Below are 23463 nucleotides of genomic sequence, written 5' to 3' on the forward strand. Positions count from 1 at the left end.
TTACTCGTAGGCGTTTTCTATCCAGCTAGTAAAAATAACGCACGCCGACACACTATCAACTTTCTCTTTAGTCAGTTTTTTATACCCACCTAGCTCGAACAGCATGGCTTTAGCGTCGGTGGTAGTTAGCCGCTCGTCGCACACTTCTACCTTAATCTTAAAGCGATTGTGCAAGCGGTTAGCAAACTTACGAGCCCGCTGGGTCATCTGCTGCTCGGTCCCGTCCATATTTAGCGGTAGCCCAACAACGACCACATCAGGAAGCCAATCCTTATATAAGGTTTCGATAAGGTCCCAATCGGGAATGCCGTCTCTGGCTTTCAAAGCGGGAAGGGGCGATGCGGTACCTGTGACTTCTTGGCCTACGGCAACGCCAATGCTTTTGGTACCAAAATCGAAGGAAAGTATGGTTCTGTTGCCAAGTTTATTTCCCATTTTAGGCATGACCAGAGCCTGGCGCTAATTGCCACACATCTACGCCGAGCTTGTTGACAGTAGCTTGCCATTTCTTATGGATGGGAGTGTGAAATAAGATTTCCTCATCAGCTTCAATCGTTAGCCATGCGTTATCTTGCATTTCCTGCTCCAACTGCCCTTTAGACCAACCGGCAAACCCCAGAGCGATAATGGCATCATCAGGACCTTCATCGTTACCGATGGCGGTTAAAATGTCTTTTGACGTTGTAACCATTACCCTTGGTGCTAAGGCCAAACTCGAGGCCCAGCCTTTTTGCGTAGAGTGCAATACAAATCCTCGTTCCTGACTTATTGGGCCGCCAGCGAGTACGATTTCTTCGGCTTTATCGTCTGACACCGTGAGTTCTTTATCGGTTTGCTCTAGAAGTTGCTTCACATTCATTGTGGAGGGTTGATTCACCACAATTCCCATGGCGCCTTCTGAATCATGTTCACAAACATAAATCAAAGAGCGAGAAAAATAAGGGTCGTCTAAGCTTGGCATTGCTACCAAAAAGTGATTTTTTAAACTCGTTAACTCTGTCATATTTTTTTCACTTTCAGTGTATTTCTCTCAAAATTTATCGCGTTCAGTTTTTATAAAGGCTGAGTTTCGTCAAGCCTAGCTTTTACTAGGCCTGGGTTTTACCAAGCCTAGGTTGCACTAAGCCTTCAGTGCCAAGCGATTCTCTATTGCCTCAAACAGCTTCGCCATAATGTTGATACCGAAATGACGTTCAATTTCTCGTACGCATGTGGGGCTAGTAATGTTTATTTCCGTTATTTTATTGCCAATCACATCAAGCCCAACAAAAAGAATGTGGTTCTCTTTCAGCGTTGGTGCAATGGCTTCTGCTAACGCTCTGTCTGATTCAGAAATGGGTTGGGGCCGTCCGGTACCGCCGGCGGCTAAATTACCCCGAGTTTCTCCCTTGGTAGGTAAGCGAGCCAAGCAATAAGGAATAACTTCACCGTCTACAATGAGTACGCGCTTGTCACCGTCTTTTATTTGCGGCAAATATTCTTGAACCATCATATAGCGCGTGCCTAAGTGAGTCAGTGTTTCAATGATGACCCCAAGGTTATTGCCGTCAGGCTTCACACGAAATATGGAAGCTCCGCCCATGCCGTCAAGAGGTTTACAAATAATATCTTGGTACTTAGCGTGAAATTCACGAATTGGCACTTGGTTATTAGCAACAAGCGTAGCGGGAATATGTTCAGGGAAGTATGAAGTAAACAGCTTTTCGTTGTAATCTCGCAACGCCTGAGGGTTATTTACAACAAGAGCGCCTGCATCTTGTGCCAGAGACAGCATTTGAGTGGCATAGAGAAATTCGCTGTCAAATGGCGGATCTTTACGCATAAGCAATACGTCGATATCACCAAGGTGAACCGCATTGGTTTCTGTAATCTCGTAGAAGTCTGCGGGCTGATCTTTCACTGTTACCGTTTTCGCCAATCCCATTGGCTTACCGTTTTCTAAGTAAAGGTCCTTAAGTTCAAAATACACTACAGTTGCACCGCGGCGCTGAGCTTCTAGCATCATTGCGAGGCTGGTATCTTTGTATGGTGTGATGGCCTCAATGGGGTCCATGATTACGCCGACAGTATATTGCATTAGGTTCTCGCTTTAAAATTAACGGTAGTCACTATGACCTTATACCCCTTTATGTTGGGGCGCTCTACCACAGTTCAAGACAGCGGCGTTCCTTTAACAGGATTCAGGCTACTCAGAAATCGCCATGTTGAGCTTGCAGTATGCTTAACGACGTGAGGGCTGCAGTTTCTGTTCTTAAAATTCGTGGACCTAAGCTTACCGATAAGTATCCATTTTCATTGGCTTGATGGATTTCTGTCTCAGAAAGGCCGCCCTCCGGTCCCACTAGTAATCTGTATCCTTGGGTATTGTAGGGTTGCTTAGCAAGAGGCTGTGACGCACCCGGTGCAAGGACGATACGAGAACTAGAAGTAGATTGAGACAACCACTGAACAAGAGAAACTGGCTCATTAAGCGTAGGCACTCTGTTTCGACCGCTTTGCTCACAGGCACCCAGGATAATTTTTTGCCATTGTTGCAGCTTTTTCTCCCAGCGTGATGGCTCTAATTTCACTACACACCGCTCAGTGATGATTGGGGTGATTTCACTTACGCCCAATTCAACGCTCTTTTGCAACACCATATCCATTCGGTCACCTTTAGAAACGCCTTGACCTAAATGCAGGTGCAGAGGTGACTCATTAGAGACAGACAAGCAGGCATCAATCTCAACGATAACGTTTTTCCGCTGAACACTGATGATTATTCCACTGTACTCATTGCCATCGCCGTTAAACAAAACAATCGGTCGATTAGGTTTCAGGCGTAAAACCGTTGCAACATGATGTCCTGCTTCTTGGGTAAGCTCAAATTCTTGTTCTAAGGCGATAGGATCGGGGTAATAAACTCTAGGTATACGCATGAAAAATTTGCAGTTGTCGTTTTTGCGTATAATACGTGGGGAGGGGGGCGACATGCAACGCCGACATCAGCGAAATCGGCGATAACACGTTTAAACACGTTCTTTCTTTAGCTACTTTACTGTAAACATTTGCAATTGAGTTAAGCCAACGAGCGACGCAATAAAGTGAGAAAGCGTGGCAGAAACCGTGCGAATGTTAAACAGAGGCGACTACGCAGCGCGAGCTGAATCTGTGGAATCCGACTGTAGAGAGTGAGTAGACGCCGGCACTGCATTTTCGCTTTTATTGCGGTTCATGTCCCGTTGAGCTCGTGCGTGTTTGGTATGTTTGCCGGTGTCTGATCGCAAAGAATAAAGAAAAATTCCAGCAACGACAGTGAATAACGTGGTTAAGAGCAACATACGATAATCCTTTTTTATAATAATCTACTAAAGCATCAGTGTGGCTGTGGGTTTTATACAACAGCGTACTTAATGTCTTTGCATTAGGAGTCCAATGAACCGACTTTCATTTAAAAGTCGACGCAATTTCCTAATGCACCATCCGTGAAGCCCTAGTGTAAACTTTTTTGATTAAAAAAACATCAGCATTTTTCTTCTTATACTGTCTAAAAAGCTATCTATGTGATCAATATGAAGATTTAAAATGAAGTATTTAAATTAATACGTAAACCAAGGCGTGTTGCTCTTTGTTGTACAGCAAAGAACAACACGCCCTCAGACAATGCCTAGAGCTTAGGTGAGAAATGTGACAGGTGAGTGAACACAAAATTAAGTTCGAAATGAAATCAAAATTTATTTGCAACGATACCAGAAATCGTAAATTTATAACCATAAAACTTACTACTTTTGGATAATGAATGCCCTCTATAAGCTGCGTCAGCGTTAGACTTTAGCTTAGTTTTGAAGATTAACTTAGTTTAACTATTGGTGATGTTAGTTTTTACTGATACCGTGAGTTGCATAGTTACTACAAACTCAACAAGGAATAATTATGGAAGAACAACTCTCGCTCTTTTCTGCAAGTGACGTTGAAAGGTATATAAATGACTACGCAATTCCATGGGGCATTAATATCGCCATGGCAATCGCAATTTATGTAATTGGTAAAATTGTCGTCGGTCTGTTGCTGTCAGTTTTCCGACGCGTAATGGCCAAATCTAAATACGACGACATGCTCGTTGATTTCTTAGAAGCAATCATTAGCGCCATATTAATGCTTTTCGTTATTGTGGCATCGCTAGACCAACTTGGTGTTGATACCACATCGCTTGTCGCTATTTTAGGTGCAGCTGGCCTAGCCATTGGTTTGTCATTACAAGACTCGCTCAAGAACTTCGCTGCGGGCGTAATGCTTCTTTTATTCAAACCATTTAAAGCGGGTGATTTTGTTGAAGCGGGTGGTACTGCGGGCTCAATTAAAAAGATTGGCATTTTCACAACGACAATGACAACGCCTGACAATAAAGAAATTATCGTACCAAACGGTAATATCTACAGTGGTAATATTACCAATTACTCGGCTAAGGAAACTCGTCGTGTAGATATGGTTGTAGGTATTGGCTACGACGCTGATTTATTGAAAGCGAAGCAAATACTTCAAGAAATGGTTTCAGCTGATGAACGAATTTTAGCAGAGCCAGCGCCTACGGTTGCAGTATCTGAACTTGCCGATAGCAGTGTGAACTTTGTGGTTCGCCCATGGGTTAATGCAGCGGATTTCTGGGGCGTTAAGTTCGACTTTACTGAAGCGGTTAAATTGCGTTTCGATCAAGAAGGCATCTCTATTCCGTTTCCGCAAATGGATGTGCATTTGCATAAAACAGATGGCGAATAAGACTGCGCCAGCTAGATAAACAAAAACGCCGCTTTTAAGCGGCGTTTTTTATTACTGATATTTTTGATTACTGCTTACAATTGGGACGATTGTTCGTGGCTTGATAATCAGCAAGCGCTGGACTCATATTTGCTCTTAAATCTGCAATACGCGTTTGCGGAGCCGGGTGAGTAGATAAAAACTCCATTGGGCTATTTCCTCCACTCGCTGCCTCCATGTTCTGCCAAAGGTTGACAGACTGACGAGGGTCAAAGCCAGACTTTGCCATTAGCTGAAGACCTATTTCATCGGCCTCTGATTCGTGAGTTCTGCTGAAAGGTAATTGAACGCCAACCTGCATACCTAACCCGATAGCCGCCATAATAGGGCCCGACTGAGGCACTTCATTCGCTGCTAGTACTTGGCCTGCTGCCTGAGTACCCATATTAATTAAGGTAGATTGAGACATGCGCTCGTTACCGTGTTCAGCGATTACGTGTCCTACTTCATGGCCTATTACCGCTGCAAGCTGGTGCTGGTTTTGTGCAACGCCAAGAAGGCCAGTATAAACTCCTATTTTACCGCCAGGTAAGGCAAATGCATTGACTTGCTCGTCATCAAAAACAACCACTTCCCATTGCCCATCGAATACAGAAGCTGGCACCTGTGCAGTAATTGCATTGGCAATACATTCTACGTAGGTATTTTGCACAGGCTTTGTAGAAACTTTGAGTTCTTCTTTCATGCCTGAAAACGCTTGTGCTCCCATCTCAGATAACTGGGAGTCAGAAAAAAGCAGCACTTGGTTTCTGCCAGTTGGGGAGGTAGCACAGGCTGATAGTGCGAGCGCTGCGGCCACCGCCGCTGATAAGGTGAATTTCAATTTCATTTTGAGTCCTTTGTGTCTTTAACATCGTTTGGTTTTGAGCCTGATGATCTTTGGTTTGCAGTTTTTAAGCACTACTAGGTCAACGCGGCCTAATATAAACGCAAAACGTGCAGACCAAAGGCCAAAAGGCTATTGCCAAGCATACATCTATTTTTGATACATCAATAGTAGCTAAATAACTTAGTCGTTACCGCGACATGTAATGAGAAAAATATCATCGCTAAATAAGTAGTTGATAGCCCTTGGTAAAGCCTTTGCCAAATTAATATTTGTGTCATAAACTGACTTTAATTTATACATAGAAGTTACATGATATTTCTGTTGTACTGGAATAATGTTGAACAGATACCTACACCTGCTGATTGTACTAGTGCGCAGGAAGCGATACCTATTTCAACAGTTCAACACTGAATAACACACTAATAAAAAAGGAAATAAAAATGGCAGTGCGTAATAAATTCAAGTACGGATTACTCGCCCTTCTTGTGTCTGCATCGTTAACGGGTTGTGGTCTAGACGGCGACGATGGCGAGCAAGGCGAAACGGGTGCTCAAGGGCCTCAGGGTGAACAGGGAACTCCTGGCGCAGATGGTTCTGACGGTACTGATGCTTCAATTGGTATTGCCTTAGATGTTGTTGGTCGTGCATTTTTAGGTAATCAAGGCGCTGCGGAAATTGTTCAATATCACGCTGATACCCAAACGATTTACGCGACTAACACCTCAACCAATACTATAGCGGTTATTCCTGCAGGCACTGTCACTACAGCGGCATTGGGCGACCCGATAAACACAATTAACCTAACGCCTTCTACTGTTGATTTACCAGCAGACATCAATGGTGTTGCCCTAGGCGGTGTTAATAGCATTGCGGTCAGCGGTGATCTTATGGCTGTTGCCGTATCCGCAGCAGTGAAAACTGACAATGGCTATGTGCTTTTCTACAACGGCTTAGATAGCGCAACGCCGGCATTTTTAGATTCGGTAGAAGTGGGCGCGCTACCAGATATGGTTACGTTCACTCCCGATGGCGGTAAAGTGTTAGTGGCTAACGAAGGCGAGCCTTCAGACGATTACACGGTAGACCCGGTTGGTTCGATTTCAGTTATTAATGTACTTGCCAGTGGCGAACCAGAAGAAACGGGAACCACCGTTGGGTTCACCGCATTCAACGGTTCACAAGCCGAGCTTATGGCACAGGGCATGATGTTCCCCAACCCATCTGGTCGCACAATCAATGGGACTGCCATTGCAACGACAGTGGCGCAAGATTTAGAGCCTGAGTACATTGCAGCAACGAATGACGTAGCGTACGTCAGCTTGCAAGAAAATAATGGCCTAGCGGTGCTTGATTTAGAAGAGTTGACCGTTGATGTTGTTGGGTTAGGTACTAAAGCATGGGCTGATTTGAATATCGATATTCAAGAAGACAGTTCAGTGAGCTTCGGTCAGTACACTGGTCTATACGGCGTATATCAGCCTGACAGCCTTGCTACTTTTACTTGGAAAGACGCTACCTTCATTGTGACAGCTAACGAAGGTGATGCTCGTGAATACTTCTTTGATGCTGCTGATGATGCTGCATGTACCGCTGCAGGTGGCGTTTCGTTTGATGAAGACGATGGCTGTTTAGCGTACACCGATGAAGTACAAGTGGGCGATTTAGTTGCAGAAGCAAACTCCGAATTAGCGATGTTGCAAGCCACTGGTGAAGCGGATGATTTACGTGTTACAACAGCCATGGGTGATGCTGACAACGACGGTGAGTACGACGCTGCATTTACCTACGGTGCACGTTCATTCACAATCTGGGACCAAAACGGTTTAGTTGTTTTCGATTCGGGTGATGATTTTGAACGCATCACGGCGTCGGTGCACGGAGCGCAGTTTAATAACGACAATGATGTAAACGAAGGCGATTCACGCTCTGAAAACAAAGGGCCTGAGCCGGAAGCCATTACTGTTGGTCAAATTGGCGATCGTACTTACGCCTTTATTGGTCTAGAGCGCATGGGCGGCATTTTCGTTTACGATGTGACTAATCCGTATGATGCGCAATTTACCGAATACGTCATTAACCGTGACCTAACTGAAGGCTTAACTTCTGACGATGTGATTGGCGACTTAGCGCCTGAGAGTTTAGTGTTTGTTAGTGCAGAAGACAGCCCAAGCGGTGAAGCGTTATTAGTTGTCGGAAACGAAGTAAGTGGTACCGTTTCGGTATGGCAAATTAGCCAGTTGTAATAAAATGTGACAGCAACCTAGTGTTTTGCATTAGTGACAAAAACCCGCTTAAAAGCGGGTTTTTTTGTATCAGGGGTTTGCGAGTCACTCTAGAGCATTAATATACTGCGGACTCACTGAGTAATGTAAGAGCGCCTCGATGTTGGAGAATAGTTACAGAGCGACTTGATTGAGGTAAGCTATGGTAAAAGAAGTGGCGTTTTATAGGATGCCCGCGAGCAAAGATATCGAAGGTTTGCCTAATTCAAATACACAGACTGTGTATTAATGCCTTTAATATTGATGCGTAGGTGATTCAGCCGTAAATCAAGGCGCAAGCGATTGCTTAAATAATAGGGTTTGTGCCCCTGTATTTACCATCTAGGCTCACCAAATAATAGAAGCGTATAATTAGAAGAGAGTAACTATGTCTCAGCAAGTCGTGATAAGTGGCGTGGGTGTCTGGCACCCTGAAGAAAGCATCACCAACGAAGAATTGGTAGCAAGTTACAATGCGTATGTAGACAGTTTCAACGAAAAGAATAAACAGGACATCGAAAGCGGCGACGTTGCGCCAATGCCTTATTCAAGTGCTGAATTCATCGAAAAAGCATCAGGAATTAAAAGCCGATATATCTATCAGAAAGAAGGTGCTTTGAATATCGAGCGAATGAAGCCCAAAATTTCTCCTCGCAGTGATGACGCCTTGTCCCATCAGGCTGAAATCGCTGTTGAAGCTGCGCGCTTGGCGCTTGATTCAGCGAACGTAAATGCAGAAGAGATAGATGCCGTTATTGTTTCGTGTGCTTATACGCAACGGGCATATCCCGCAATTGCCATTGAAGTACAAGAAGCACTGAACATAGAAGGGTTTGGCTTTGACATGCTTGTAGCATGTTCAGCTGCAACGTTTGGAATGCACAGAGCATTTGAAATGTTAAGTGCCGGCAACGCTTCTCGAGTGTTGGTGATAAACCCCGAGCTAGTATCGCCGCAAATAAACTATACCGACCGTGATAGCCATTTCATATTTGGCGACGTAGCCACAGCAACCGTTATGGAATTAGCTGATACTGCAAAAAGCGAGCATGTATATGACGTGCTGAGCACAAAAGCGGTAACCAAGTTTTCAAACAATATACGTTCAAACTTTGGTTATTTAACGAGAGCCGAAGACGTTGAACCCTACGGTGTCGACAAGTTGTTCCATCAGGCAGGGCGCAAAGTGTTCAAAGAAGTTTGCCCCATGGCGGCCTCACACATAGAAGCGCATTTAGAAAGACACAATATTACGCCTGCGCAAGTGAAACGATGGTGGCTCCATCAGGCGAATATCAACATGAATACATTGATCTGTAAGCGCCTGCTTGGCAGAGACGCCACGCAACAAGAAGCGCCAATTGTGCTAGATGAGTATGCTAACACAGCGTCAGCAGGGTCAGTGATTGCGTTTGGATTGCATCATCAAGACCTAGTCTCTGGTGATGTGGGCGTGCTATGTTCATTTGGTGCTGGTTACTCAATTGGCTCATTGGTCGTTAAAAAACGCTGAGCATTTAAAAACAGACACTTGAAGACAAGAACTCGAAAATAAGTGTTTCAAGCCAAGTACGTAAAAATAAGTACGTATAGATGGTTACAAGAACAGCGCTTTAAAAGAGCGCTTAAGAGAAATAGCCTATCGGCACCCAAATAATAAGACTTACTAGGATGACAGCGAAGGGATGGTTTCAGATTTAGGTTATGGGCTAAATAGCCTAGCGCATTTAGCACTGCTACTTTTATTGCTAACGGTAAGGAAGCCAGGTGTAGCGAAGCATTTGCTCGTACTCGCTACTGCCACCACATTCGTTTGGTCGACAAGTTTAATTACGGTGTTGTTTGGGCCTATTTCGCTAAACTGGTTACTCACTGTCGACATAGTCAAACAGCTGGCGTGGCTTCTTTTCCTTGCTGGCTGTATTCAAACTAATTTTCAAAATCTTCATCACGTGCTTCGTCGCCCTGCGACATTAATGATCATAGCGCCTGCCATAGTCGCACTTGTTGCTCCCTACCTATTTGCTATTGACCCTACGTGGCGTTTTCTAACCCTCATTGTGCTGTCGCTGGAGGTGTTAGTACTACTCGAGGTTGTCTATCGCCAAGCTGGGCGAGAACAGTGGGCGTTTAAACCCCTCATCATTTACCTTGGCGCGGCAAATGTATTTGAATTTGTCACCTATGCGAATGCAACCATGGTGAACCAGGTCGAAGTCGGGTACATCGCAGCGCGCGGTTATATCTATTTCCTTCTCATGCCGCTCCTCGTTATCTCTATTCGTCGTATCCATCACTGGGGTATCGACATTTTTATATCCAGAGATGTGGTACTTCATAGCTCGCTGTTACTTGTGGCTGGTGGCTATTTATTTGTCATGGCCGTTGTTGGCTATGCGATTAACTTCGTAGGGGGGAGCTGGGGCGCCACAGTACAAATTATTTTGGTGGTTATGTCTTTCGCCTTGTTAGCCACTGTCTTTTTATCAAATGCATTTCGAACAAAAATCAAAATTTTCATCACCAAGCACTTTTTTGCTAATCAATACGATTATCGAGTGGAGTGGGTAAAGCTTACTAAATGGTTAACCCGCTCAGGGGATAGCACGGCAGACGTTTATCATTCGGGGTTAACCGGTCTATTAAATGCAGTTCAATACGACTCAGGTTTGTTGTTCAAAGTATCAAAAAGGGGCCTCGATTGCGTCGCCGCGGCCTCACCGTCTGGCGATACAAGTCTGAATGAAAAGCAGCACGCTATGCTCACGCAACTAATTGAATATAGTGGCGAAAAAGGGTGGGTAATCGATACGGATGCTTATTTGGTAAAACCCTTTGACTATGAAGGGTTAAAGCTTGATAGGGAAGTATTAAAACAGTGGGATTACCAACTATTCATACCCTTCATGCAAGATGCCCAGGTATGGGGCTTTGCCGTGTTAGCCGCGGGCGATAAAGAAAAAGTCGCATTGAATTGGGAAGTTAAAGATTACCTCAACGCAGTATCAGAGCAAGTCGGCACCTTTATACAACATCATGAAGCTGCTCAAGTCGTTGCTGAGAATGCACAATTTGCAGCTTTCAATCGAATGTCCGCATTTGTGCTACACGATTTGAAAAACGTGCTTGCTCAGGTAGACCTCATTCTTGCTAATGCGCAGCAGCACAAACACAATCCCGAATTCATTGAAGATACGTTTGAGACGCTTGAGCACACAAAAGCGCGTATGGAAAAAATGCTGAAACAATTAACCGATAAGAAGGTCATTGAAGAGAGTGTGAATGATGATCAGTATCTATCGCGAATAGTCGATGAGGTGGTAACGCAGCGCTGCAGTTCAATTTCTCCGATACCAAAAGTCCATTTGATGAAAGAAGAATCTGTTATTGTGGACAAAGAGAAAGTGGCCAATGTACTTTATCACTTAATCAGTAATGCTCAGCAGGCTACCGCAGATGATGGCGAGGTTGATGTGGTATTGACGGTTGATGGCGCAGAGCGCACGCAAATGATCATGATTGAAGATACCGGTACCGGCATGGAAAGAGCCTTTATTGAAGAGCGCCTCTTCAAACCCTTTGATACGACTAAAGGAAATGCAGGTATGGGCATTGGCGCTTACGATGCAAAAACCTACCTAGAGTCTATTGGCGGCAAACTTACCGTACAAAGTGAAGTGGGAAAAGGAAGCTGTTTTACTCTGCATTTTCCCATAGAGTAAGCGATGATACCTTTCGCAAAATAGCGCTTAGGCGCAGTAAGCACCCAATCAAATACGAGCGCAGTGGATTGTTCGCGGCGTAGGATGAAGTAGAAGAATAGGATGACAAGATGACAGATACCATACTGGTAGTTGATGATGACCTCGGTATCCAAAAGCAGCTCAAGTGGAGTTTAACCGACTACAACATTGTGTTTGCCGATGATCACACCTCGGCAATTGCTCAGTTGCGACGTCATGAGCCCAAAGTTGTTACTCTTGACTTAGGACTCCCTCCAGACCCTGCAAACGCCTCAGAGGGGCTGCGTATACTTCACGATATAATTTCTCTCGCGCCTCGTACAAAAGTAATAGTGGTAACGGGCAACAGCGATAAACAAAATGCACTAAAGGCCATCGATTTTGGTGCTTATGACTTTTATCAAAAACCTATCGATTCAGATACGATAAAGCTGCTAGTAAATCGCGCCTTAAACTTAGCAAAATTGGAACACGAGAACGCTATTTTAGCCCGCACTCGTACCGGCATGTCTCGAATTGTAGGAAACAGCGAAGCCATTCAAACGGTGGTAAGACGCGCAGAAAAAATAGCAAATACTGACATTAGCACGTTGCTTCTTGGGGAAAGTGGTACGGGTAAAGAGGTGTTTGCCCGCAGTATTCACGAACATAGTCCGCGCAAAGATAAGCCGTTTGTGGCTATTAACTGCGCATCCATACCGGAAAACTTACTTGAAAGTGAGCTGTTTGGTTATGAAAAAGGGGCATTTACCGGAGCTAACAAAACCACGCTCGGTAAAATCGAAACTGCCCAGGGCGGGACTCTATTTCTTGATGAAATTGGCGATATGCCGATTGGACTGCAGGCTAAAATGCTGCGTTTTCTTCAAGAGCGCATTATCGAACGTGTAGGTGGAAGAAGTGAGATACCCGTCGATATACGAGTTATCTGTGCAACCCACAGAGACTTGCAGGCAATGGTGGCGAACGAAACATTCAGAGAAGATTTATATTACAGGGTAGGGGAAATGCCTATTATGATCCCACCTTTGAGAGACCGGGATCAGGATGTCATTTTACTCGCACGAACGTTTCTCAATATTTATCGGGAAGAATTTAAAGCGAAAGCAAAAAGTTTTTCCGAATCTGCTGTTAACGCCCTGCTTGCTCACAAATGGCCTGGCAATATCCGGGAAATGCAGAATAAACTCAAATCAGCGGTAATTATGGCCGAGGGAACGGTGATACAGCCAGATGATTTAGGGTTGTTACCTGCAGATGGTGTTGACGAGCCCACCACATTAAATTTAAGGGAAGTGCGAGAAATAGCCGAAAGTAAGGCCATTCGAAACGCTTATCAAAAAGCTGAAAAGAACATGTCTAAAACTGCGGAGTTACTCGGGGTTACAAGGCCAACGCTTTATTCGCTTATCGATAAATATCACATGGAAGATATTAAAAGTAGCGACTGAGCTAGATAACCGGGTTTTTGCATTTGCGCCAGTAAAGAACGAGACCTGTTAAATAGTCTCTGTAAAATAAAGTGTTGGGTGGCTTACGCCAACCAACACTTCACAGGGCAACTTGCTAAGTAGTAAGGAAATTCAGATTCGTTGAATTAGCCTTACCTATCGCATTCACTAAATTAGTCTTGCGTGTCGCATTCGCTAACGTCGCCACCCATTTTTTTCTTCATTTCGATACACGCTTCGCGCATTTTTTCTGATGCCGCATCTTTCAGCTCTTCAGATTTTTCAGCGCCTTTGTCCATCATATCAGAACCCATTTCTTTACCGTCTTCGTATGCATCAGAAGCCATATCTTTGCCGTCTTCGTATGCATCAGACGCCATGTCTTTACCTTCTTCGTAGGCATCAGATGTTGCATCTTTGGTCTTATCCCATGAATCTGCTGCTTTCTCTTTTGCATCTTCATAGGTATCAGCAGTTGCTTCGCCTGCCTTTTCCATTTCAGCCATTACTTCTTCTTTCGGCTCTTCTTTCTGATCAGAGCAGCCTGCTACGCCAAGAGTGGTAAGTAGTAGTGCTAGCGCGACTGTTTTTGTTTTCATGGTAAAACCCCTTTTGCCGGATAATTTGAGTGCTGGTGTCACAAGTTGATAAGCGTAGAACAGGTAATGAATCTACCACACCTCAGCTTACGCTTAACTTCACGAGTCTAGCCTAATTCTAAAGCAAAGTGTGAGAAGTATTTGTATAGTGAGAGTTAGCGCCCACAAAGAAGAAACCGCAATGGGTCAATACCGTAGTGTATTAAATGGAGCCATTAACTTAGGTGAAACCAATCGGTTTACTGTGCCCTGCAAACATGACTTCAAGCTGGAAAGTATCTGGCTTTACTTCCACAAACAACAGCGACCCACATATATTGCAAACATGATGTGTTTCGCCGCTTGAAGCATGGAGTCGTGCGACACTTGATGGTGCGCAATCTACAATGACATGCTGTCTATCAGCCTCAAGTAACATTTTACTGTCATCTGTTGGCAGTGACATCGATGAATAGGCTTCTAGATGGTTGCCATCGGCTAATTCAAAATGCACAGCTTGGCATTTGCAATTTCCCCTATACATACTGCTACCTCGTTACTTCTTCAGGCCATTGAATACTAGCGATATTGTTAAATGATGTTGCTATTCTTGAACTTGGAAAATCGAACTTACAGTCTAAGGGCGTTCGATTGGCGTCTGTCGTGTGATACGTTTCAATTAGCCCTATCCACCCATTTCTACCAGAAAGTTTAGCGGCATACAGGGCATAATCAACGACCGCAAACGTTCGTTGCCACGCCTTATCAAAATGTGAAATTTCGTTGGGTGGAAGTAGTGAAAATCCAATACTGCAGGTAACTTTAACCGTTTTGTCATCGCCGATATTAAATACATTGCTTGCCACCGTTGCTCGGCAACGCTCTGCTAATTCAGGAAGCTCCTCTCGCGAGGAATGGCGGCACACTACAAGAAACTCTTCCCCGCCCCAGCGGATAATTAAATCGGTATGCCTAAACACCTCTTTAAGTACAGATGAAAAACCTTCAAGCACCTTATCGCCTGCTAAATGTCCATAATCATCATTAATACTTTTAAAGTGGTCTATATCAATGAGTAAACACAGAAGATCCCGCTTCTTTGACGGCGTAGATATATTGTCAATTTCAATCTGACTGCGTTTAATCTCTGAAGGTAGTTGAGATTCCAAGTAATGTCGGTTGTATAACCCCGTGAGTGGGTCGCGTAAGCTGACATGCTCTAAGGTTTTGTAGGCTTGCTCTAATTCACTATTCTTCTCTTGTAAGGTTTCAGTTTGCTGCCTAACTTCACGGCGTAAAATAATGGTTTGTTGGCGCTGCTTAAACCTGCTCCACATTAAAAAGAGCATGAGTAACACCGCGACAGATGCACTCCAAAAAAGGGTGTTTTTTAGCTTTTCCCGCTCCGCTTTTGCAATAACAAGCTGTTTGGACTCTTCTAATTTTTCAAGCTCTCCTGACTGCCTAACAAGTTCAATTTCCGCTTGAAGCCCTTTTACAGCATTCTGGGTTTCGGAATTAAGAAGCGCCTCGCGAAGTTCTTGAACCACCGACTGTATGTCCAATGCTTTCTCGAAATCGCCAAGGCTAACATTGGCGCTTAGCTGAATAGCTAAAAAGCGTAATTGGTCTCGCAAGTTCCCATGTTTTCGAGCGTCAACGGTTCCTGCGCGCGCATAGATGAGCGCTCGGTCAAACTTTTGTTCTCGCATATAGCCCTGAGCAAGCGCTAAGCGCACATCATTGACTAAACCAATTTGTCCTGATTCCAACGCAAAACTCATTGCCTCTTGCAACAAAGCAGTGCCTTTGACTGTGTCTCCGGTTTCTAACAGCGCTTTGCCCATTAACATCTTTGCCTCGAAAATGGCGCCAACATCATTGGTCGATAAAAGAAGATCAAGCCCATCAGTAATTGATTGCAGCGCGTCTTCTTTCTCGTTGTCTTTAAGCTGAAGACTTCCCATTTTGCTTTTTATCATTCCCAATAAGCGTTTATTTTCTACATTTGCGCTTAAGTTAGAAACAGCAGAATAGGCATCGTCATAATACGTAAAGGCGAGGGTAGTGTGGCCTAGTAAAGCGTAAATATCCCCGATATGAGACAAGCAAAGACTTGAATAAGTCACGTTGTCGTTGTCGCGAAACACTGCCAAAGCGAGCTTCAAAGGCTCCAAAGCGAGCTCTAATTTATCTTGCTCTTTATATACAACGCCCAACTCTAAATGTACTTCTGCTTTAAGCTGTCTGTCATTTCTCATTTCGGCAATCGAAAGGGCACGACGTAAATAGTCTTCTGCAGATACGTAATTTGAGAGGTGCCGTTCAGCGCTGGCTAGGTGCAGAAGTGAACGAGCTACGTTGAGTAATTGGCCTTCACGTGTATACGTTTCAAGTGCTGCGTCTAATACTGCTTTGGAAGCTTTGAATCGTGAGTAGGCTTGAAGCAGCTTTCCCAACGGTAGGTAGTCTGACGGTGCATTATCTTTTTGAAGCGCTCTTTCTATAAAAAGCAGCGCTTGTCTGTCAGCATCTGCATATCTTTTCGCTTCTAGAAGTCCGCCGATAACGTTGAGTTCATTGACTTCGTTTTTTTCATTACTTTGTGCAAACGATGGTACGACGAAGATACTGCTTAATAAAAGAGAAAGAACAAGCGAGTGAATAAGCTTGAAGCTGTAAATCACGTTCTTCCTCCTGAGTTGCGTGATAAGATTTTTAATAATAACTCTTTAGCTGATAGCTTTTTAGATATAGCGTTTTAGGTGTCGCTTTATAGGCTCTTTTTTTGAGCGCTCCTTGTTCTCGGAGCGCTAGGTAGCGAGAGCCGCCACGATGGCACTGATATGCTGCCATCATGCATAGACCGTAAACGGTTTTTCAATAACGTCTAGAAAGGCAGTTATACCTTAGTATAAATGATTAAACGAACTGAGCCTAAATAAAGCTCAGTGTTTTATTATCTTTATACAATGTAGTTCTATAAATTAGCGCTTTCTAAATTGACGTTTGGAAAATTCAGCTGATATCCATTCTCTTATTATTGCTGATTTCGCCATACCGCTATCTTGTGAGAGTAGTGAAAGCTGCGTAATACACTCGGGTGTAAGCGTGAAGGTTGCATGGCGCATGCCTTTTTGCTGCTTCTGAGTGGCATTACACTTAACCGCTTTCAGACACGGTTTTACTCGAGTATCTTTTGGTTTTTGGTTCGAGTCTGCCAGCGTTTCCAATGGCGTTTCTTGTTGTAATCCCTTACCCGCTGCGTAAGATATCGCATCGTCAATAAACGAATCGACAGAGTGAAGCGTGGCTTTAGCTGACGGCTTCGACTTTTTGAGGCTGAGTAAACTCATGCGAATCCTCCACTTTTCCCGCTAATAGCTCTTCAAACAAAGTTCTTATCTCGTGCGACGCTTTACCCTCTGGCTCGCTCTCTATGACTGATTGTCCTGATTCTTCTGAATCATCATACATATTGCGGCTGAAGGTAACAGCGTTAAGCACCGGAATACCAAAAGAACGGCACACTTCTTTCGCTTCTAAAATTCGTCCTGCAAGGCTAGGTAGAGAAGGGCACTGCGTTACAACAAATGCAGCATTCATCTTTGGATTTACCATCTTACACGTTGACAGTATATCTTCCATGTGAGGAACGGTTTTTAAGTCTCTACGTTTAGGGCGAAGAGGAATAAGAATATGATCGGCCACTGCCATAGAAGAGCGAAGTGCAAGGTTGTCTTGCCCACCGCAGTCTATTACGACGTAATCGTAATACTGACGAAGGTTCAAAAGTTCGTTACGTATTTTTCCGTATAACTGAACGCAATTTATTTCAGCAAGTCTCGGGTTGGCTTTTCTCTCTTGGATCCAATCCGATGTGGTTCGTTGAGGGTCACAGTCGACCATTAGCACATTTGCTCCTTTTTCGGTACGCAAATACACTGCTATGTTCTGGGCTAAGCAACTTTTACCGCTTCCGCCTTTTTCACCACCGACTAGAATAATCATGGTACAAACCCTCAAGTAAACCTTTAATAAATCGTTGTGCTACCAACATGAACCACGCATTGAACGTGCGGCGTCGGTAACCTATGACACAAAGCATAGAAACACTTGGGTGAATCTTCAGCATCAAAAACGATATTAACGAATGTAGTTAAATACCTAATAATGATTAAGTGACTGTTGTTATGGCATAATCGCCCTGCGATGCAGTTTATAAAGCATGCCGCAGTATATAAAGGGCATCTATTGATTTGTGATCTAACACAAACTAGTCTTGTCACACGGTGTTTTTATTTGTCGTGTGCTTTAGATGCAGAATCACTGCACCTTTAATGTGTGTCGCGAATCTGCGCACAAACAATATGTGCCGAGAGTGTGCGCTGCACGCACGTAGAGTGAACAATATGCACGCAGCAAAATATATGCAGCAAAGATAAGCATCCTCCATTTAATAGTAACTTTAACAGTGAGAGAAATATGTCAGAGAGTCGTTTCACATCCAAAGAAGGCCAAAAAGTACCAAGCGTAACGTTTCAGTGTAGAGAAGGTGAGTCGTGGGTAACGAAAACGACGGAAGACATCTTTGCTAAAAAGAACGTTGTCGTGTTTTCTTTACCGGGTGCCTTCACGCCAACGTGCTCATCTACACACCTACCTCGTTTTAACGCCCTTGCGAAAAAATTCGCCAAGCACGGTATCGACGACATTGTGTGCATGTCAGTGAATGACACCTTTGTTATGAATGCGTGGTCTGCCGACCAAGAGGCAGAAAACATTACCGTTATACCAGATGGAAACGGTGAGTTTACTGATGGAATGGGCATGCTAGTAGACAAAGCTGACTTAGGTTTTGGTAAACGCAGCTGGCGCTATTCTATGCTAGTGAAAGACGGTGTGGTAGATAAAATGTTTATCGAACCAGATGTGCCGGGCGACCCATTTGAAGTATCAGATGCCGATACTATGTTGTCTTATATTGCACCTGAAGAAGTCACCAATGCACCGGTTGCACTCATTACTAAGCCTGGTTGCCCTTTCTGTACGAAAGCTAAAGCACTTCTTACCGAAAAAGGGTACGACTATGAAGAACTAGTGCTAGGGAAAGATGCTACGTTAACCAGCCTTTCAGCCATTAGCGGAAGAGAAACCGTACCTCAAGTGTTTATCGGTGGTAAGCACATTGGTGGTTCTGATGACTTAGAAGCCTACTTTAGCTAAAGAGGTTGTTGTAAGCTAAAGCTAATGTGAACAACAATTAGCGGGGTCGTGACAACATGGCCCCGTTTTTTATTGTCATTTATTAACCGCCGTTTTTTTGAGTTTTTCCGTGGAGATTTAAGGTGTCGTCAAAATTAGGTTTCAAACTACTTTCTGCACTCATATTGTCGTTGATGTCGATGTTAGCTGGGGCTAAAGAAGCCAATGAGCGCTTTAAAGGATTCTACGAGAGCGAGTGGGGACAGACACAAACGTGCCGCGAAACGGCGTTAAATAAGTTTGGCGTTTGCAGCAACGTTTTGCGAAATGAAGGAAATGCGCCTTTTATTTTGCACAACAAAAATAGCGAAAAAGTTGCAGTGCTCGTGCATGGTTTAAGCGACTCTCCTTTTTTCATGCGTGCAATAGCACAAGTATTGTTTGAGGAAGGTTTTTCAGTTGTAGTGCCGCTGTTACCGGGGCACGGCTTACGAGAAGCCGATGACGATATGTCGGATTGGGACCTTGCAGAGCGCTGGCAAGCCCACGTAGACGATGTCATTTCATTAGCGGGCACTATGGGTGACACCCTTGTAGTCGGCGGATTTTCTACGGGTGGGGCGTTGGCCGTCGATAACTATCTTACCAAGGAAAACAATATTGATGGGCTCATGCTGTTTTCGGGGGCGTTAGCGTTGTCTGATAACGCAGAAGGCATGTCTCGAATTTGGGGTATTAAACTCCTCGCCAAGATTGTTGATGGCACTTACGAGACTCATGGTCCCAATCCTTATAAGTACCCTAACGTGGCTGGTTTTGCTGGTTTGGAGCTAATGGATATCATTAATGATATTCGCGACGTGATGGATGCTTCCAATAACGCTGAAGATAGCTTTGATGGCAGTACTTTTGAAAAAAACAGCGCTGAAAAAAGCAGCTCTGATAAAAACAGCTCTGGCGCAAAGAAGCACATAGACATCCCTGTATTTGCTGCTCACTCTCAGGCGGATTCAACAACGCCAATTTACGGGGTTGAAAACCTGATAGCGCAAAGTAAAGGTATCAACACCTTTTTCGTGATTGATGAATCATACAAGCTTTGTCATGCCGACTTAGTCGTTAACGCTGCGCTACTTGCCAAAATGGACTTTAATGCAAACATGGTCAATCAACAGGAAGAATGCGCTATTCCAAAAGCAAACCCGTTGTTCCCTACCATGAAACTGATGTTAGTTGATTACCTGACTAACTTTAAGTAAGGCAGGTTTAAGCAAGGCAAGTCTAAGTAAAGCATACTCGGTTTAATCGTTACGTTGGGCGTCAGTGGTATGCGTCTATGAGGCATATGCCAGTGAAGCCGTTTTAAACTGAGGTGTGGATTGCAAGCTGACCACACTATGATTCAATAGACAATAGCAGCAAGCAAAAGACAAAAAAGGGGCGTTTTCTGTACAGAAAACGCCCCTTTTTTTAATATTTTAGATTACATAAGACTCGGTGAGCAACAGTTGCAGCCGTCTTTAATAAACGTGTTTTAATGTGTTTCTGCGTAGTCTTCTACCTGTTGCCACACACGCAGTAAATTGCCACTCAATATCTTCTCAATATCGGCTCGGCTGTAGTCTCTGTCTAACAGGCCTTGCACTAAGTTTGGAAAACTCGACACGTCCTTAAGGCCTATTGGTAATGAGTCGCCAACGCCGTCATAGTCTGAGCCAATGCCTACGTGGTCAACGCCAATTAACTTAACTACGTGATCAATATGGTCCAACACTTCGTCAAGGGTAGAGTATGGATAAGGCACTTTTTTGCGATACTGTGCTTCAAAATCTTCGAGCTTAGGACTGTCTTCGCCTTCAGCTTTTATCAGCGCTTTTCGCGCGTTAGTGAGTCCAGTGCGCCATTGACCCGCTTCTTTAGAAACAAAGCTTGAGCCAAAGTTAATCATGATCACGCCACCATTGTCGCCCAGCTTTTTTATCATGTCATCGTTCATGTTGCGCTCAAACCCTGGAGTAAAACGGCGCAGCGAAGAGTGTGATGCAATAACGGGAACGTGAGTAAGCTCAACCACCTGATAGAAGGCATCATCAGATACATGAGAAATATCCAGCATAATGCCAATGTTGTTCATTTCGCTAACCAACTGCTTCCCAAACGGGCTCAGCCCTTTCCACTGTCGACGCAGGTCATAGGATGAATCTGAAATATGATTAGACTGGCTGTGAGCAAGGGTTATATAGCGAATGCCGCGCTCGTGAAAGTCTTTTAGGTTATCTAAGTTACCCTGAATAGGTGAGCCATTTTCCATTCCAAGTGGAAGTGAAATAATGCCTTTTTTAAAATGTGCTTTTACGTCGCTTGGGCTTTTGGCAATGGCAAACTTATCGGGCGCTCTCGCCACAATGGCCTCTACAGAGTCGATAAGCAGATGTGCCAGTTGGGTTGATTCGGGCGAGTTATCCAAACTTGCTGGAACATAAATACTCATAAAGGGAGCGTTTAACCCTCCTTTTACCGCCCGAGGATAGTCAAAGTCACCATCGTCGGTGGCTTTTGTCACATCAACCCACTGGTTTTTAACCCGATAGGGAACATCAATATGGCCATCGACAATAATGGTTTCCTTGGCAATGCTCACCGCTTTATCTGAAGCACTGTATGATTTAGAAACTGTAGAGCTATTGTCCTGTGCCTGGTCTTGCGACAATGGTACAAAAGCGAGTGCGCTAGCTGACAATACGCTGGCGGTAAAAAATGCGGTGATAGCCAGTGCACACTTACTCTTTACAAAGTGTGTTGTTGGTAGACGCCCCTTCATTGTTTTATTCCTTATTTGTTATTTTCATTACTTATGGATCTTAAGGTGTAGATAAAAGCCCTTGTCTTAGAGCTTTTAAACCAAAGCTTAGTAGATACTATGAGCCTAATGCATATTTTGGTGGGCTACAACGACTGCTTTTCTATCGCTTATTATCGCAGTTTTTAAAGGGGGTATTAGGGCCTGTTCACTACCTGCCTTTCGACTATTAGGCCTATTGGGCTAGGTTTTCACCTCAATTGCTCATTTTTAAAGCGGTCGGGCGTATTTACCTCAAGTTTACATTGCAATAAAAATTTAAAACTTGTTATTGTGAAGCCTGCGTGACTTCATTGCGCGAATACGGGATACTTCATGGCGTTATTTTCGGGAGAATCCCTGGGCGTGTTGACCGCTGCCCGAAGGGGTCGTTATGGAAGCATTTTACTCTTTGTCACAGTCCTTTGATCTAGCTCACTAGGCCTACAGGACTGTTTCGCGATCAAAATGCTTCCATTTAGACCAAAATCTGTACATCAGAGGTCAGCACGCCCTAGCGCTCGTCCGATGGGTGATGACGACATATCACCTGAACGGCAAAACTACATTTTTTGTGGCTCCGCACTTATCAAAACAAAAGCAGGGGCCACCGTTAACAAGTATGAGAAATAAATATGGCTATTAATTTTGTACCGCTAGATAAAGAAAAGCATAAAGACCTGAAGGTTGCGGTAAATTCATCTTTCAGCTTCGCAAAAAATACTCACCTTGCTGCGGCAACAATTCGTGAGTTTGCACAACTTGCGGCAACTATGCCTCTAGTGTTCATCGAAGATCCAACATCAAAGCGTCACCACGTAGTCACTATGCTAGGTATGGAACAAGGTCAAAACTTGTTTTTAACTGGCGACTCGTGGAAAGGCCCTCATGTTCCAATGAACATTCTTCGTTACCCGTTTGACGTTCGTCCTGACGGCGACAAACTAGGTGTATACATCGACGAGAACAGTGACCTAGTGTCAACGGGTGAAGGTCAAGCATTGTTCACTGATGCTGGCGAGCCAAGCGAGTTCCTAGACGGTCGTCAGAAGTTCTTAGCAGACCTTGCTAACAGCGAAATGCTAACACAGCGTTTTGTTGCTAAAGTGGTTGAGCTAGACCTTCTTGATCAAATCCAAATTCGTCTAACTTACCAAGACGGTAAGCAACGCAACGTAACTGGCATGATGAGCATCAACGAGAAGAAGTTACTTGAGCTTCCTGAAGAGCAAGTACTTGAGCTACATAAAGCGGGCTTCTTAGGTGCAATCTACGCGGTAATGATGTCTGTAGGTCAACTAAACCGTTTGGTTGAGCTTTCTAACGACACAGAAAACCCAATTCGCAACATGCAGCTTTCAGCCGTTCAGCCTGAAGAGCAACAAGCAAGCGAAGAAGCACCAAGCGAATAATAGATTTAATAATAGGCTACACGGCCTAGCGTATTTTAAAGCCCCGCTTTTTTGCGGGGCTTTTTGTATCTCACACAAATCCACGGTTAGCGACACTATTTACTGCAGTTCATCGATTAATTTTTAAAGGCTTAATTTCTTTTCCCAATATTTTTCTCTTTTTTACATGCCTAATCATACACTTCCTCTTAGTACTGTATATACAAACAGTCAAAAGCCAGTAAATACGCGGGCTTGGCGTTGTTTTTATACTTGACAGTGGGGATCAATGATACCTAAACTGTCACCTAGTGGGTAAATGTGGCGAAATGTGGATCAAATCATCATCACTTTGCAGATTAGTACTCAAAA

19 protein-coding genes are annotated in these 23463 nt (G+C 44.1%); 8 read left to right on the plus strand and 11 right to left on the minus strand.

All coding sequences use genetic code 11. The annotated features are described in order from the left end of the window. From ruvX to GTQ48_RS00905, 4 genes are all read right to left on the minus strand, one after another. Entirely contained in the window at positions 1 to 444 is a 444-nt protein-coding gene (gene ruvX / locus GTQ48_RS00890; protein WP_163104533.1) for a Holliday junction resolvase RuvX, read from the minus strand. Continuing rightward, positions 437 to 1003 (minus strand): YqgE/AlgH family protein, encoded by a 567-nt coding sequence (locus tag GTQ48_RS00895; protein ID WP_163104535.1) that lies wholly within the window; start codon positions 1001 to 1003, stop codon positions 437 to 439. Before GTQ48_RS00895 ends, ruvX begins: the two co-directional genes overlap by 8 nt. Positions 1004 to 1120: 117 nt before the next feature. Further along, a complete protein-coding gene (gene gshB / locus GTQ48_RS00900; RefSeq protein ID WP_163104537.1) occupies positions 1121 to 2077 on the minus strand; it encodes a glutathione synthase in 957 nt (318 codons plus the stop codon). Between the two features lie 112 nt (positions 2078 to 2189). Further along, a complete protein-coding gene (locus tag GTQ48_RS00905) occupies positions 2190 to 2918 on the minus strand; it encodes a 16S rRNA (uracil(1498)-N(3))-methyltransferase (protein WP_163104540.1) in 729 nt (242 codons plus the stop codon). Between the two features lie 994 nt (positions 2919 to 3912). Here GTQ48_RS00905 and GTQ48_RS00910 point away from each other — a divergent pair. After that, a complete protein-coding gene (locus GTQ48_RS00910) occupies positions 3913 to 4755 on the plus strand; it encodes a mechanosensitive ion channel family protein (RefSeq protein WP_163104542.1) in 843 nt (280 codons plus the stop codon). Positions 4756 to 4822: 67 nt separating this feature from the next. Here the strand turns inward: GTQ48_RS00910 and GTQ48_RS00915 are convergent, their stop codons facing one another. Then, the gene (locus GTQ48_RS00915) at positions 4823 to 5623 is read right to left on the minus strand and encodes a M48 family metallopeptidase (RefSeq protein ID WP_163104544.1); all 801 of its coding nucleotides are present in this window, start codon (positions 5621 to 5623) and stop codon (positions 4823 to 4825) included. Positions 5624 to 6063: 440 nt separating this feature from the next. Between GTQ48_RS00915 and GTQ48_RS00920 the strand changes: the two genes are divergently transcribed. The 4 genes from GTQ48_RS00920 to prsR all read left to right on the plus strand — a co-directional run bounded on the left by GTQ48_RS00920 (position 6064) and on the right by prsR (position 13078). Next, positions 6064 to 7866, plus strand: a complete 1803-nt coding sequence (locus GTQ48_RS00920; RefSeq protein WP_163104546.1) for a choice-of-anchor I family protein — start codon at positions 6064 to 6066, stop codon at positions 7864 to 7866. A gap of 406 nt (positions 7867 to 8272) precedes the next feature. Further along, positions 8273 to 9397, plus strand: a complete 1125-nt coding sequence (locus tag GTQ48_RS00925; protein ID WP_163104548.1) for a beta-ketoacyl-ACP synthase III — start codon at positions 8273 to 8275, stop codon at positions 9395 to 9397. A gap of 172 nt (positions 9398 to 9569) precedes the next feature. Beyond that, entirely contained in the window at positions 9570 to 11606 is a 2037-nt protein-coding gene (prsK, locus tag GTQ48_RS00930) for an XrtA/PEP-CTERM system histidine kinase PrsK (protein ID WP_163104550.1), read from the plus strand. Positions 11607 to 11716: 110 nt separating this feature from the next. Next, positions 11717 to 13078 (plus strand): PEP-CTERM-box response regulator transcription factor, encoded by a 1362-nt coding sequence (gene prsR, locus GTQ48_RS00935; protein ID WP_163104552.1) that lies wholly within the window; start codon positions 11717 to 11719, stop codon positions 13076 to 13078. Positions 13079 to 13251: 173 nt separating this feature from the next. Here prsR and GTQ48_RS00940 read toward each other — a convergent pair whose 3' ends face one another. The 5 genes from GTQ48_RS00940 to GTQ48_RS00960 all read right to left on the minus strand — a co-directional run bounded on the left by GTQ48_RS00940 (position 13252) and on the right by GTQ48_RS00960 (position 17667). Next, on the minus strand, positions 13252 to 13677 hold the full coding sequence (locus tag GTQ48_RS00940) for a hypothetical protein (RefSeq protein ID WP_163104554.1): 426 nt from the start codon (positions 13675 to 13677) through the stop codon (positions 13252 to 13254). Positions 13678 to 13897: 220 nt separating this feature from the next. Beyond that, positions 13898 to 14200, minus strand: a complete 303-nt coding sequence (locus GTQ48_RS00945; protein ID WP_163104556.1) for an ADP-ribosylglycohydrolase — start codon at positions 14198 to 14200, stop codon at positions 13898 to 13900. Between the two features lie 4 nt (positions 14201 to 14204). Further along, positions 14205 to 16343, minus strand: a complete 2139-nt coding sequence (locus GTQ48_RS17855; RefSeq protein ID WP_163104558.1) for a diguanylate cyclase — start codon at positions 16341 to 16343, stop codon at positions 14205 to 14207. A 300-nt stretch (positions 16344 to 16643) separates the two neighbouring features. Beyond that, entirely contained in the window at positions 16644 to 17012 is a 369-nt protein-coding gene (locus GTQ48_RS00955; RefSeq protein ID WP_163104560.1) for a replication protein RepA, read from the minus strand. Then, positions 16972 to 17667, minus strand: coding sequence for an AAA family ATPase (locus tag GTQ48_RS00960; protein WP_032097450.1), 696 nt, complete (start codon positions 17665 to 17667; stop codon positions 16972 to 16974). The genes GTQ48_RS00955 and GTQ48_RS00960 overlap by 41 nt, the downstream gene beginning before the upstream one ends. 474 nt (positions 17668 to 18141) lie before the next feature. Between GTQ48_RS00960 and GTQ48_RS00965 the strand changes: the two genes are divergently transcribed. Next, complete coding sequence (locus tag GTQ48_RS00965) at positions 18142 to 18882, plus strand: glutathione peroxidase (protein ID WP_163104562.1); 741 nt, start codon at positions 18142 to 18144, stop codon at positions 18880 to 18882. A gap of 122 nt (positions 18883 to 19004) precedes the next feature. Continuing rightward, positions 19005 to 20120 (plus strand): alpha/beta fold hydrolase, encoded by a 1116-nt coding sequence (locus GTQ48_RS00970; RefSeq protein WP_163104564.1) that lies wholly within the window; start codon positions 19005 to 19007, stop codon positions 20118 to 20120. A 275-nt stretch (positions 20121 to 20395) separates the two neighbouring features. Here the strand turns inward: GTQ48_RS00970 and GTQ48_RS00975 are convergent, their stop codons facing one another. Then, positions 20396 to 21682 (minus strand): dipeptidase, encoded by a 1287-nt coding sequence (locus GTQ48_RS00975; protein ID WP_163104565.1) that lies wholly within the window; start codon positions 21680 to 21682, stop codon positions 20396 to 20398. 653 nt (positions 21683 to 22335) lie between these two features. Between GTQ48_RS00975 and GTQ48_RS00980 the strand changes: the two genes are divergently transcribed. Further along, positions 22336 to 23112 carry a SapC family protein gene (locus GTQ48_RS00980; protein WP_163104568.1) on the plus strand — a complete coding sequence of 259 codons (777 nt, stop codon included), beginning with the start codon at positions 22336 to 22338 and terminating at the stop codon, positions 23110 to 23112. Positions 23113 to 23463 lie beyond the last annotated feature (351 nt).

The sequence above is a fragment of the Alteromonas genovensis genome, assembly GCF_010500895.1.
In the GTDB taxonomy this organism is placed as follows: domain Bacteria; phylum Pseudomonadota; class Gammaproteobacteria; order Enterobacterales; family Alteromonadaceae; genus Alteromonas; species Alteromonas genovensis.